The following is a 12,716-nucleotide window of genomic DNA, read 5'->3' on the forward strand; positions in this document are numbered from 1 at the left end:
CACCCTTCCTGATAGCGTTCCAGAGATGACCGGGCGGCCCTCTATCGCTGGCCTTAAGTCCGGTCGCCGTCCTCCAGTCTAGCCAGGGACGCTCCCAAGCTAGCGTTGCGAACTTGGAGCTTGCTGAATGCCTCGTTCGGCCTCCTGCTGGTCAGCGTGGGAGAAGTTGCGCACCTTCAGGGAGACGGCCAGAGCGGCCAGAATCAGCACGAGGGTGAAGACCAGTCCGTAGTGGGTGCCTCTGGTGAATGCCTGAGCTTTGTCAGCTCCGGCTGCCTGCCCCTCGCCCATGGCCAGCAGGGAGGTGGTGATGGCTGTGGCCACGGCGCCTACGATCTGCTGCATGGTGTTGATGATGGTGCTTCCGTCGCCGGACTGCGGGCCGCTCAGAGAGTTGAGCGCGTAGGTTTGGGCCGGTGACATGGCCAATGGGCAGCCGATCATCAGGATGATGTGGGCTGCCACTACCAGGGCTACAGGGGTGTGCGGGCCGGTGAACAGGAGGATGACCGTACCAAGCAGGGCGACAAGGAAACCGCAGCGTACGGGCATCCGGGCTCCGAAGCCGTCGTAGAGCCGGCCAGCGAAGGCCGAGACCAGGGCGTTGATGGCGCCCCCGGGCAGCATGAGGATGCCGGTCATGGCTACTGGCAGGAGCAGTCCCCGCTGCAGGAACTGGGGCAGTAGATACATGGAGGAGAGGATGACTGCGAAGTCAAGCATGACCAGAGTGGCACCGTAGCGGAAGGCTGGGATGGAGAAGATACGCAGGTTAAGCACCGGGTGCTCCAGGCCCAGCTGACGACGAATATAGAGGAACAGCGCAGCCAGGGCCACAACCAGAATGGTCAGGGTGACGGGGGAGAGCCATCCGTACCTGCTGGCCAGGCTGACGCCTGCCACCAGTCCGCCGAAGCCGACGATGGACTCCAGGATGGAGGCCAGGTCGGGCCGTTGGTGGGTGATGGTCCCCACGTTCTTCAGGAAGCAGACGGCGAAGACCAGGGCTACAACCAGGAATGGAGTGAAGAACCAGAAAATCCAGTGCCAGGTCAGCTTGCCTAGGATGATTCCGGTCAGAGTCGGGCCGATGGCGGGAGCGAACATGATGACCAGGGCGCACATGCCCATGACCGTGCCCAGACGGGCAGGCGGAAAGATCAGCATGGCCACGGTGAACATGAGCGGCAGGATCAGGCCCGTGCCGATCCCTTGGATCAGCCGTCCTGCCAAGAGGACAGGGAATGTGGGGGCCATGGCTGAGATCACCGAGCCTGCCAGGAAGGCGATCAGGCCGAAGATCACGGTCTGCCTGGTGGTGAACCACTTGGAGATCAGGCTGGAGAAGGGCAGGACGATGCCGATGACCAGCATGTACCCTGTCACCAGCCATTGTACGGTGGCAGCAGGAATCCGGAAGCTCTCCATCAGGTTGGGCAGGGCGATATTGAGCGAGGTTTCACTCAGCATGCCCACGAAAGCCCCGATCATCAGAGCGGCGATAGCCGGCCAGGGATGGGGGACGGCCGGTCGTGAACGGTGAACAGAGGCAGGGGTGGACGTGTTTTGCACGATAATGATCTCCTTCTTCAGACAAACAGCACGTCATCTTAGGGAGGCGGCAAATTTTTCGTAAGTCGGCATGTCTACTCGCTTCGCCGAAGGCGTGCCGCATCGGGACGGAAAAGGTTATGCTCAGAAATGGTCGGCAGCGACCATAAGGAGGGTGCGTGTGGATTGGCATGCAGCGGTCTACGGGTCAAGAGCTGGCGGTTCAGGAGGCCATGGCTTCTATGATCCGGGCGATGAGGAGGAGGGGCGGACCTTTGGCAACCCGGACCCCATCGCTGATTCCACCCTGCGTCGGCTGGGCGGCAAGGCCTACTTCCGTGCCCATCAGCTGCTGGATGATCGGCGTTTTACGGACCTGGGCCTACGGCATCTGGGGGCGCTGACCGTTCTCAAAGGGCGTGTGCCCGCCACCTATCAGCCGGATGGCGACTGCATGGTTCAGGCTCGTCTGGACGAGCAGGCCCATCGGGTCATCGACTCCTCCTGCACGTGCCGGGCCTTTGGGCGTCAGGGTTCTGCATGCAAGCATGTAGTCGCTCTGATCATGGCCTACAACGAGTCCAGCCAGGCCTTTGCAGGATCGGATGACTGGACTGGCGACGAGGATCGATCCCGGTCCGCCCGATCGACCTCGGGACCCTTGGCGGCCTACATGCACCGGCAGGAGGGTCGGCGGCGGCAGGCCTTCCGTGATCGCCAGCTGAGCCTGCTCAAGCAGGAGAACGGTCCGGCAGGCGGCCGCCACCTGCCCATCGGCTCGGTCGGACTGATCCCCGACCTGACCAGCGAACGCGGCGGCTGGCAGGTCCGTCTGCACATCACCTTGCCCTCCCATGGGGTCGTTTACCTGGTCAAGGATCTGCAGGCCCTGCTGCGCGCCGTGGACCATGGCGAATTCATGTCCTATGGACGGCGGCTGGCCTTCATTCATTCTCGTGACACCTTTGATGACCGGGCCCGGTCTCTGCTGACCATCCTGGAAAGGGCCGGCGCCATTCGCCGCAGTCTGGCCGAACAGGAGGGGGGCATGCGCCGTCGTCTTACGCGTGCAGGATTGGCGGGGATCCGTCTCAGCGATGACGAGGTGGCGCAGATCCTCGACCTGTTCGTGGACTCCGGGCTCGCCTTGGACTATACGCCTCCTGAGGATTCCTTCCTGCAGACCATGCCTGCCCCCGTGGTTGACGGAGATCCGGACCCTGGCATCGCAGTCAGCAAGGAGGCGGACGGCTACCGGATCACTCATGCTCTGGCCGTGGAGCGCTTCATCGTAGGCCAGGCCCATTCCTTCGTTATCGTGCGCCCCTCTCAGCTCGGCTTAGGGCTGGATCCGGGACCAGTCATTCACCGTTGCGGCGCGCGTTTTATGCGTCATCGTGACCTGTTGGAGACCCTCTGCCGCCCTGGTGAGGATCGGGATCTGCATCTGGATGCCGACGACCTGGACCTGTTCGCACGGACCGTCCTGCCTGACCTGGATCAGGGTGCCCAGGAAGGATCCGGGCTCTCGGCCAGCCTGCCCGAGGAGCTGGATGCCAGGCGGCGCCCGCCTTGCAGGATTGAGCTTTACCTGGACAGGGATCAGCAGGGGGTCAGCTGTGATCTCAAGGCTCGCTACGGAGATCGTCTTGTGCCCGTAAGCGCTGATCCCGGCTCCGAGGAAGGACGCGGCAGGGATTGGGAGAGCGAGTCTCTGGCCCGGCAGACGGTCCGACGCTATTTCCCCCTGATGGAGGAGGGGCTGGCTCGCATCCCCGAGGAGAACGAGGAGGCCATCCACACCCTGCTGACCCGGGGCCTGCCCGTGCTCAAGGGTCTGGGGCGGGTCTTCTCTACCCCGGCCTTCGACGGGCTCAGCGTCGTCTCTCACCCGCAGATCCGCGTGGGCGTGAGGGCGCGATCCGGTCTGGTCGAGATCTCGCCCATAGCCGATGAGGTAGGGCCTGATGAGGCTGCGGCTATTCTGGCTGACCATCGTCGCCGTCGCCGCTTTCATCGTCTGCGCAACGGGGCCTTCGTCGAGTTGGCTGATCTGAATACGGATGCGGTGGACACTCTGGCCGAAGACCTGGGCATCGATCCGGATGATCTGGCCAGGGGGCCGGTCAGGGTGCCAGAATTCCAGCTCGGCTACCTGGATGCGCTGGTGCCCGAGCAGGATCGTGATTCCAGCTTCCGTGACTACCTGAAGGAGCGCAAGCCTGACCCTCAGGGGTTCAGGATTCCCGACGGGCTGCGCGGGCAGCTCAGACCCTATCAGGTAGAAGGGCTGCGTTGGCTATCTACCTTGAGTGACCGCGGATTCAGCGGTATTCTGGCCGATGAGATGGGCCTGGGCAAGACCATACAGATGCTGGCCTACCTGCTCTCCCGTCGGGATCAGGCCAGGGATCGAGGACCTTCGCTGATCGTCTGTCCAGCCTCCTTGGTTTACAATTGGGAGGCCGAATGCCGCCGTTTTACGCCGGATCTGCGGGTGGCGGTCCTGGCCGGGGCGCGCAGTGAGCGTCAGGCTCTGCTGGATCAGGCGAAGTCCTACGACCTGCTGATTACTTCATATGATCTGCTCAGGAGGGACCTGGACCGGTATCGGAGTCTGCCCTGGTATGCCTTGGTTCTGGATGAGGCGCAGTACATCAAGAACCATGCCACCAAGGCTGCCCGGGCCGTACGGGCTCTGGACAGCCTGCACCGTTTCGCCCTGACCGGCACGCCCATCGAGAATCGGCTGTCTGAGCTTTGGAGCATCTTCGACTTCCTGATGCCGGGGATGCTGGGCCCCTACTCCCGGTTCCGGGACCGCTTCGAAATGCCCATACTCAGCGGCGATCAGGATGCCCAGTCCCGGCTTCAGGCCCTGGTCGGACCTTTCATTTTGCGTCGGCTCAAATCACAGGTGCTGACGGATCTGCCCGAGAAGATCGAAAACGTGATCAGCGTGCCCTTGCAGGGTCGTCAGCGCAAGCTCTATGCAGCCCTGGAGCAGGAACTGAGGGCTACGCTTAACAAGGAAAGGGATCAGGAGTACGAGGTAGGCAAAATCCAGGTGCTGGCTCAGCTGACCAGGCTGCGGGAGGTCTGCTGTGATCCGCGTCTGGTCTACCAGGATCAGGGCCGGGACCGGCGCGGCGATTCAGCCAAGCTGGATGCTATCGAAGATCTGGTGGTCTCCTGCCAGGATGCCGGGCGCAAGATGCTGATCTTCTCCCAGTTCACCTCATACCTGGACCTGATTGCCCAACGGCTCCGTCGGCTGGACGTGTCCTACGATCTGATCACTGGAGCCACCTCCAAGAAGCAGCGGCTGGAGCTGGTGGAACAGTTCAATAGGGATGCCACGCCGGTTTTTCTGATCTCCCTGAAGGCTGGCAATACCGGGCTCAACCTGACCGGAGCCTGTGTAGTGGTCCATGCGGACCCCTGGTGGAACGCCGCAGCCCAGGAGCAGGCCAACGACCGCGCCCACCGGATCGGCCAGACCCAGGACGTCAACGTCTACCAGATCGTAGCCAAGGACACCATCGAGGAGCGCATCCTCAATCTGCAGCGCAGCAAGAGTGATTTAGCTTCAAGATTTGTTGACTCGGCGGCATCCGCCGGAGCCTCCAGCATTGCCAGGCTGAGCAGAAAAGACCTCCTGGCCTTGTTGGGCTGAGTGAGTCGGGTCAGTCTAGATACTAGCCAAAGCAGACCTATAGGTTAGAACTATTTGTCGTAATTATAAAATGTCATCTTTTATCAGGCAAAGGAGGCTGATGGGATATCGATGTCATCCGATAAAAAGCCTGCAGCGCTAGGACCATATTCAGGGTATTGGCGTACTGGCAGGCTGCTGATCACCTCGGGCCGGCTGCCCCGAACCCCGAGACCAGCCATGCTCTCGCCCAATCCAAGGAATGCATGGGCTGTCCCAGTGTCATTGCCGGTTGCCTAGGAAAGAACTGGGGATTCCTGCTTGGGGGCGCTGTATTTCATCATGCTGCTGATTTGGGTTTTCGCTTACTCCACGGCCATCACCAACGACAGCGCCTCTTGCCTGCGCTCTTTCCACATAACCAAGACGGCGTTGTCTCATGATCTCTTCTACGGACTGGCTATAATCCGCATTTTGGCAGCCATCGCTTCTCGAGCTGAAAGACGCTCTTCAAGATCTCCGCTTTTATGATGATGACCAAGCTGATCATCAGCTTCGCCCTAGGAATGGCCATGATCGGATTGCGGAATATTCACAACAAGGGGTCTCCCTGATTGGGGATATCTGGTCAAGCAGAGACCATCATTCCCCTGTCCTTCACCCTGCTCTCCATGCGCTTTTTGCAGTCTCTGCCTGCAGTGGTCATCTCTTTGCGCGCGCATAACAAGAACATCGAAGCCGCACGGTAATAGCATTCGTGACATTGTTCCCGGTGATCTTCTTCTATGCTGTGTCCCTCGACCTGGCACTTGCACGCGATCAGGCCTTCGATGCCTGCCAGAGGAACGTGGTTATACAGCGGGACACGCTGTGCATTCGGACAGGAGAGATCGGAAATTGGTATTTTCAACCTGTTTCATATGGCAGAAGGGCCGAATCGTGGGGATGCTATGCATCGATTTCAGCCAGTCGCCTTGGAGAATTTTCCGGCCGCGACTAGGCGGTTCGACAAACCAAAGGAAATCCAGCCTCAAATGGTTGAACATGATGAAGCTGATCGGCCTGCCCGAGAGAATCTGTCTGTTTCTGCGGATGGCATGGGTGAATGGGTCACTGCGGCTATGGTTGCCAAGGCAGGACGGCAGCCTGATCATTTTGACGCCTCGGAAGGCTTAAGCATCATTCGCGATCCGGATGAAAGCGGATGCTTGATGGGTCAAAGAGGCGATTTCGGTGATTGCCAGACGATTTTGACCGGCTGATTCCTCTATCTGTCGCTATCTGCAGTTGGTTCGTCGAACCTGATTATCTGGGTCTGCCGCGCTGATAAGAAGCCCCGGCCTGTCAGAGGTTATTGCGACAGAACCGGGGGAGTCGAGCCATTCAGGTGGCTCGGGGTCAGTAGCTGGCTGAGGTGGGCCCCTGGAACCGGACCTTTAGCCCCCGGCCGTGATGAAGGAACATCTCTGCACCGTGGCGGTCAATATCGCGGTGGGTGAAGAGCATGCGGATGGCAAAGGCCGTCTGTACATCATCGGGCAGGTCAAGGAAGGCCTTATGGGCGTCCCAGCCATCGGCAGCGACGGCCTTGTTGGGCACGTAGGCGTACCCATAGCCGTCCTCGTCCACGTATCCCAAGAATGGCAGGTCCCATGCCTGGTGGTAGCTCAGTTGATCCTTGTACTCCTCGACCTTCTTGAGGGCCTCTTCGCTGATACCGTATTTGCGGGCAACCTCGTTGGCCTTGGCGGTCTTCGCGGCGGCATCTTTTTGGAACATGGAAGTATCAACAACAATGACTGTATCGTCTGCCATGACTGACCTTTCTGTCTAACTGCCTGCACGTGTGATAATCGACATCATGACCGTGCAGGGCCATGACCATTTGGGTGACTGTCCATCGTCGACAGTGACCCCTGGGTTCAGAATTCCTTCCACTTGCAAGGATATCAAATTTCGTCTGCGGATAGGGACAGGGAACCGTGAGGTTCGCCATAATCCTCGCCACTGATGCAGAACCGTCAGCCCAGAGCCTTGTCCTGATCCTTGCGATGTCGAAGCAGGCACGTCAATGCTAGGCCGAGGATGGCATTGCCGACAGCCAACGCTACAGGCATCACCATGTCTGAGCCGGAGGCAGCCAGGGTCGGGAAATCCGCAGAGGATTTCGCCTGAACATCAGAAGTTTGAAGCCTGCCATGACCCGCACCTGAGTTCCAGCCATGACTGAATCGGTTCCCCGTAGGGTGTCGGGCGCATTCCGCCAGCCGCAATCTACGCCGTCATCGAAGTGATTGGGCTCGTACAGGCAGCTGTGCTGAGTGGTATTGCGGATGCTTGAGGACTTGGCATGATCCTGGGTAAAGACGGCATCTTTCGCCTGTCGTCGGTATGGGCTGTTTGGTTGTTTACACCCATGACACCTGAGGCTGGTGGCAGCTTCGTTCCTGATGCCGAAGTTGCCTCTAGTCCGCCGTCATTGACTGTGGCATGCAGGCTGAGCCCGGTCTGACCATAGTAATCGGCTACATCCTTTGTCAGCATCGTGGTCGTTTCCGGCGGCATCGTTCTTGTCGAAAGGAGCGGTGCCGATGATGCGGGAGGGTGACTATGGCATCGTCAGTATCCAGCATGTCCTTTGTGCTCGATCTGCTGGCCGGTGGGCCAATGGATTGGACTGGCATTGACTGGTTCGAAGAGGCGGATTTTTCTGTTTGCACAGATTGAACCGCGCTGGACTGGGTCAATGAGAACTGGTCTGGTTTCGATGTTGCAGAGTTTTCCGTTGTCGCCTGGTCTTGCCCGTTTTTGACTGATGTCGCTGTCTTTTGTACAGCCTGCTGTGCTTGCGTCGGTCTGGGCATCTGCAGCCTGTTCGCCATCGGCCGCCGCCATGGTAGGCATCAACATGGCCATAGCTGGGTGTCCGGCCAGGAATCTTCCGCTCAAATTACCCTTTGCCGCGTTTCTCCTTTTGAGCGCCGACGACCATCCTGGGCGTCGGGCCGGGGCGTTCGCTTCAAGTCATCCGGTCGACTAGCTACGATGCTTCTTAGATTCTCCGATAATGATGCTATAAATCGATATACAAAGTTATTGGTTATGTTTCCTGTATTGCTGTGAGCCTGCGGAGAAAATTTGATTATGGGCAAAGCAAGGAATGGCGCATGATTGAACGCGATCTTCGCGGAGCAGCGGCGGCCGGGCCTCCAGGCCGCGGAATGCGCGAGCGGCTGGCCGTTTATGGTTTCTTCGTCATCATGGGCATCGGTACTTCCGCTTGGATCTCCCGACTGCCAACAGTCAAGGCACGCCTCGGCCTGCAGCCTTCGGGCCTGGCTCTGATGACTATCTTGGGCGGATGCGGTGCTCTGATCGGCATGCTGGTCTCAGGTGTGTTGACCGATCGGCTGGGCGTGCGCAAAGCCATGCTGCTGGCAGCCTCCACCTGGTGTATGGGCATGTTGATCGCTGCCCTGGCTGTCACTCTGCGCTCAGTGCCGGGGGTGGTGCTGGGGCTGCTCTTCAACTCGGCGGGTATCAGCCTTTGGGGGACGGTCAATACTGTTGAAGCTGGCGCAGTGGAGCGATTCTCCTCTCGGTCCATAATGCCGCGTTTCCATGCCTCATATAGTCTGGGCATGTTTCTTGCACTGGGTCTGGGCTCGCTCCTGTCTCATCTGGGCGTGCCCATTGGGGCGCATCTGGCGGTCAATGCCATGACCAGTCTGGCTCTGGTGGCCGCCTGCGTCCTGCTCTGTCCGGCTCAGCCACTAGGGGATTACCAGGGCGGCGCCGATGATGAAGGTTCGGATCAGCATGCTGATCCAGGGCGATCATCCGCCTTCGACAGGCAGCTGGCAGCCTGGGGCGATGCCTTGGTTCTTATGCTTGCCCTGATCAACGTAGCCCTTGAGGCTAGCGAAGGTGCCGTCAATGACTGGAGCGGGATCGGCCTGGTCGATACCTTCGGTGTCTCCGAGTCTCAGGCAGGTCTGGCGCCCACGATTTTCGCTGCAGCCATGATCCTCTCAAGGCTGCTGGGAACGCATCTGATCGAGCGGCTGGGGAACATGCGCTCGCTGGTTCTGACCCTGCTGGTCTCGGCTCTGGGCATCCTGGTTTACGCTTTTTCGCCCTCTTTCGGGCTGAGTCTTGTGGGTACCGGGATCTGGGGCGTCGGGGCTGCTCTGGGCGTGCCCATTGTCACTACTCTGGCAACCAGGGACCCGGCAATGGCAGCCCAGCGGGCTTCAGTCATCTCAACTGCCTACTACGGGGTCTCTTGGATCATTCCTCCGGCTATCGGATTTTTGGCCGATCACACCGGCATCAGACCGGCCCTGCTGCCTTTGGCGTTCCTGCTGGCGGCGGTCACCCTCCTGGTGCCCTCAGTGACTAGACTCACTCGGGAATGATGCTCTTTGACTGGCAAAACTCCGCTAACCGGTTGTCAGGTGAATCCAGAAGATAGAGCCGAGCAGCACAGTCCCTGGGCAGATACTCGGATTCGAACAGCCGGTCCCATACATTGCCATACACATCAGTGAATTTTATGGCCACAGCAGTCAGCCGGCGCCGGTCTTGACGATTTCCTCTATCCAGAAAGCGCGGGGATTCGAAGAGAGGCTGAGGGCAGATGGTAGGAAGGCTCCAGACGAATCGTTTATCAGGGTCCATAGAGATGACCCAGTCCCTCCGTTGGCAGTGTCCGCCAAGCGTGATGATGGCCGAATCCAGGCACCCGGTAATAGTCGGCCGTATTGTTCTGAAGACTGATGGCTTGTAAGCGTGTCTGCTGCAACAGATTCCAATGAACCAGGATCGAGACCTTACGGATGGTGCCCTCGCTGTGGTTAGTGATGATCAGATGTTCATCGGCCCCCTGCTTCTGATTTTCGGTCCGAGCGGTCTCGGACTCCCAAACATCAACCCGTGAAGCTTGCCTGAGCGAGGTCTGGTAGAGGTCATAGCTGCGCCGTTCATCGTCCTTGACGAAGGTTGTTTTCATCTGCCGGGCGGAGTACACGATGGTCGCAGGAATGGCCATAACTGTGGCTAAGACTGTAGTGGAATTAATGATTTATTTTTACCCTCTAGCATGTTCTCAATTAACAATTGGGGATGACTGCCTACAAGGGGCTATCGTCAGTATTGGAAAGTTTTGCAGCCCTCTTTTAGCTCTTTCTTAGTCACAGACGGATAATGGTCAAAAAGAAATCTGTCCATTTGCTTGATCGTTTTCTTAGCAGCATGTTTGTTCATGAATACCGCGTTACGACATGCTACCTGCCAAGGAAGCTTGGGCTCTACCCCATCAATGAGCCACTGAATAAGGTTCGGACGTATGAAGTTCACATATCCACCGACACCTGGCAGACAACCTAATTCGTATCCTCTGCCATAGGTCTCAGAAGCAATAAGCAGATGAAGTATGCCGTGCTCGATGAGATTGCAATATACAAGCCGGTTCTTGCGCTGGTAATCAAAGGGGATGTCCATATACCTGATAAATTCCGGCGATGCCATCATAATCATCTTGTCTTCGTCGATGTGGTGACAATACAAACCCTCAGAAGTGCGGGAAATTTTTCTCTTGGTAGGTGCTTTAATTTCCCCGGCTTTAAATCGTGCATAAGACTTCTCAGAAAAGTAATCGTCTGCCGCCCCTCCATATTTGGTCAAAAAAACATTCACGGCCTCTTGATAGGTACCCTGCAAAAGTTCAAGTCCGTACACTCAGACCCTCCTAGTTATATAGCTTGAGACTGATTTATAAACACAACGCCCAACGCCGCTGTCGTGCATCTTAAAGTTACCTCATCAAGGATAAAACATGTCACTCGATTAAAGCGAGCGGCTAATTTTGCACTTTGGGAAATGGGAAACCGGCATCAGTAAATTTGCCGGTGATCTTCTAGCCGAAGACACTATGCCTACGTCTCATTCAATGTTGAATAATCAAAATCCCGAAAATGATGGGTCTCAAAGGTTCTGGACGGGTGCAAAAGCGCTAGGGGGACAGCTCCGTACTAAACATGTCAGTAACGTGTTTCCCCATTCACCCTGTAGGAATCCGTATCAGAAAGACCATCATCAAGAAGTTGTTTAAAGGTACATTCCTATCTACGGGGCTGTTTTGTCAATATATGAGATCGGTAACATCGATGATGGTCATGGACACTTTGCTTCAACATCTGCAACATAGTCCAAAGCAAAATCGTACATCGTTGTTATAAGTGATCCTATTCTGTCTAGACGGCGACCGTCAGATGGTCAGATGAATGCCTTTTCCCGCCAGGTTTTTCAAGCATTTCTGTAGATAGGCTGGATCGTGCTCAGGATAGATGGGGTCCGTCAATGGTACTTCAGCCAGGTCCTCATAGGGAGGGCAATGCCTGCCGCGATAGAGGGGGTCGTACCAGGCAGGATCGGGATGGTAGCCGCGCTCGCGCATGGTCGCCATGACTAATAGATGAAACTGAAAGAGCTTGTATGGGGAGTGGAGAAAGACATAGTCAACGGTGGCATGCCGTCGTCCCCAGCCCAGTCCACGCAAGGCGGTGACCTCCCGGTGCTGGCCCAGCAGCTGCTGTCTGGGAAGCAGCGAGATCAGATCCTGATGCCACAGTCGCATGACGACCCCCCCTCGTCGGGGTCATGGGCGAACCCCTCCTTCATCCTAGCCGTTTGCATCACGGGAAAGCGGGCTGGCAGAGGGTGGGGTTCCGGCAATTCCTTATTGGGCGATGAATCCGCCGTCCACAACGAATTCTGCACCCAGCGCGAACTTGGATTCGTCACTGGCCAGATAGACGCAGATCTCGCCGACGTCATGAGGCTCGCCGATATGGCCCAGGGGTGTCAGCTTGCTCATCCTGTCCTCAAGGCTCTGGCTGATCAGAGGAGTCTTGATGAACCCGGGGTGGACCGAGTTGATGCGAACACCGTACCCGTTGTTAGCGGAATCCAGAGCAGCGGACTTGGTGAGCAGCCTGGTGCCGCCCTTGCTGGCGTTGTATGCTCCCGCCCGGCTCAGGCCCACGAAACCCTCGATGGAGGAAATGTTGATAATGGATCCGCCGCGGCCCTTCATGACCCGCATGCCATGCTTGGTACCCAGGAAGGTTCCGTTCAGGTTGATGGCGATGATCTTCTTCCAGTCATCGTAGCTTTCCTCGTCCATGGTGACGCCTTTGTCGCCGATGCCGGCATTGTTGACCACGGTGGTCAGCTGGCCCAGCTCCTTTTCAACGGTGTCGATGGTGGAGACCCACTGGTCCTCATCAGTTACATCCAGCGTATGGAAGACGACCTGTCCGGGGTGCTCCTGCATGAAGCTGCGGGAGGCATCGCTTTCCTTGATGTCCGCAAGGGCCACTTTGGCTCCCTCACGGACGAAGCATTCGGCGATGCCTACGCCCATGCCGCCGGTTCCTCCGGTGATGATGGCTACCTTACCTTGCAGGCGATCAGTCATATCTACTCCTTTATAGAAGATGTGCTGTCG

11 protein-coding genes are annotated in these 12,716 nt (G+C 57.8%); 4 read left to right on the forward strand and 7 right to left on the reverse strand.

Translation table 11 applies throughout. The features are described from left to right. Positions 1-99: 99 nt before the first annotated feature. Positions 100-1,572 carry a DHA2 family efflux MFS transporter permease subunit gene (locus ACUIAD_RS03605; protein ID WP_445343701.1) on the reverse strand — a complete coding sequence of 491 codons (1,473 nt, stop codon included), beginning with the start codon at positions 1,570-1,572 and terminating at the stop codon, positions 100-102. Positions 1,573-1,732: 160 nt separating this feature from the next. Between ACUIAD_RS03605 and ACUIAD_RS03610 the strand changes: the two genes are divergently transcribed. From ACUIAD_RS03610 to ACUIAD_RS03620, 3 genes are all read left to right on the forward strand, one after another. Beyond that, a complete protein-coding gene (locus ACUIAD_RS03610; protein WP_445343702.1) occupies positions 1,733-5,227 on the forward strand; it encodes an SNF2-related protein in 3,495 nt (1,164 codons plus the stop codon). Between the two features lie 593 nt (positions 5,228-5,820). Next, positions 5,821-5,955 (forward strand): hypothetical protein, encoded by a 135-nt coding sequence (locus ACUIAD_RS03615; protein WP_445343703.1) that lies wholly within the window; start codon positions 5,821-5,823, stop codon positions 5,953-5,955. Between the two features lie 285 nt (positions 5,956-6,240). Next, positions 6,241-6,468, forward strand: a complete 228-nt coding sequence (locus ACUIAD_RS03620; RefSeq protein ID WP_445343704.1) for a hypothetical protein — start codon at positions 6,241-6,243, stop codon at positions 6,466-6,468. A 136-nt stretch (positions 6,469-6,604) separates the two neighbouring features. On the opposite strand, the gene ACUIAD_RS03625 is transcribed toward ACUIAD_RS03620, so the two are convergent. Together ACUIAD_RS03625 and ACUIAD_RS03630 are read right to left on the reverse strand one after the other, a co-directional pair. Next, positions 6,605-7,021 (reverse strand): glycerophosphodiester phosphodiesterase, encoded by a 417-nt coding sequence (locus tag ACUIAD_RS03625; protein ID WP_110451578.1) that lies wholly within the window; start codon positions 7,019-7,021, stop codon positions 6,605-6,607. A gap of 804 nt (positions 7,022-7,825) precedes the next feature. Beyond that, a complete protein-coding gene (locus ACUIAD_RS03630) occupies positions 7,826-8,110 on the reverse strand; it encodes a hypothetical protein (RefSeq protein ID WP_445343705.1) in 285 nt (94 codons plus the stop codon). Between the two features lie 263 nt (positions 8,111-8,373). On the opposite strand from ACUIAD_RS03630, the gene ACUIAD_RS03635 reads away from it, so the two are divergent. After that, positions 8,374-9,624: an MFS transporter gene (locus ACUIAD_RS03635; RefSeq protein WP_445343706.1), complete on the forward strand. Its 1,251-nt coding sequence runs from the start codon at positions 8,374-8,376 to the stop codon at positions 9,622-9,624. 251 nt (positions 9,625-9,875) lie between these two features. Here the strand turns inward: ACUIAD_RS03635 and ACUIAD_RS03640 are convergent, their stop codons facing one another. From ACUIAD_RS03640 to ACUIAD_RS03655, 4 genes are all read right to left on the reverse strand, one after another. Beyond that, the gene (locus ACUIAD_RS03640) at positions 9,876-10,256 is read right to left on the reverse strand and encodes a hypothetical protein (RefSeq protein WP_445343707.1); all 381 of its coding nucleotides are present in this window, start codon (positions 10,254-10,256) and stop codon (positions 9,876-9,878) included. Positions 10,257-10,354: 98 nt separating this feature from the next. Then, complete coding sequence (locus tag ACUIAD_RS03645) at positions 10,355-10,945, reverse strand: hypothetical protein (protein ID WP_445343708.1); 591 nt, start codon at positions 10,943-10,945, stop codon at positions 10,355-10,357. A 529-nt stretch (positions 10,946-11,474) separates the two neighbouring features. Continuing rightward, entirely contained in the window at positions 11,475-11,843 is a 369-nt protein-coding gene (locus tag ACUIAD_RS03650; RefSeq protein ID WP_445343709.1) for a TIGR02328 family protein, read from the reverse strand. A gap of 102 nt (positions 11,844-11,945) precedes the next feature. Continuing rightward, positions 11,946-12,686, reverse strand: a complete 741-nt coding sequence (locus ACUIAD_RS03655; RefSeq protein ID WP_445343710.1) for an SDR family oxidoreductase — start codon at positions 12,684-12,686, stop codon at positions 11,946-11,948. Between the last annotated feature and the right edge of the window lie 30 nt (positions 12,687-12,716).

This window comes from Bifidobacterium sp. ESL0819 (assembly GCF_052606245.1).

Excerpts from the sequence above, each read along its gene's own strand:
- ACUIAD_RS03635 (WP_445343706.1), top strand. The coding sequence starts at position 8,374 with ATGATTGAACGCGATCTTCGCGGAGCAGCGGCGGCCGGGCCTCCAGGC.
- ACUIAD_RS03655 (WP_445343710.1), bottom strand. The coding sequence starts at position 12,686 with ATGACTGATCGCCTGCAAGGTAAGGTAGCCATCATCACCGGAGGAACC.
- ACUIAD_RS03640 (WP_445343707.1), bottom strand. The coding sequence starts at position 10,256 with ATGGCCATTCCTGCGACCATCGTGTACTCCGCCCGGCAGATGAAAACA.
- ACUIAD_RS03630 (WP_445343705.1), bottom strand. The coding sequence starts at position 8,110 with ATGCCTACCATGGCGGCGGCCGATGGCGAACAGGCTGCAGATGCCCAG.
- ACUIAD_RS03620 (WP_445343704.1), top strand. The coding sequence starts at position 6,241 with ATGGTTGAACATGATGAAGCTGATCGGCCTGCCCGAGAGAATCTGTCT.
- ACUIAD_RS03625 (WP_110451578.1), bottom strand. The coding sequence starts at position 7,021 with ATGGCAGACGATACAGTCATTGTTGTTGATACTTCCATGTTCCAAAAA.
- ACUIAD_RS03650 (WP_445343709.1), bottom strand. The coding sequence starts at position 11,843 with ATGCGACTGTGGCATCAGGATCTGATCTCGCTGCTTCCCAGACAGCAG.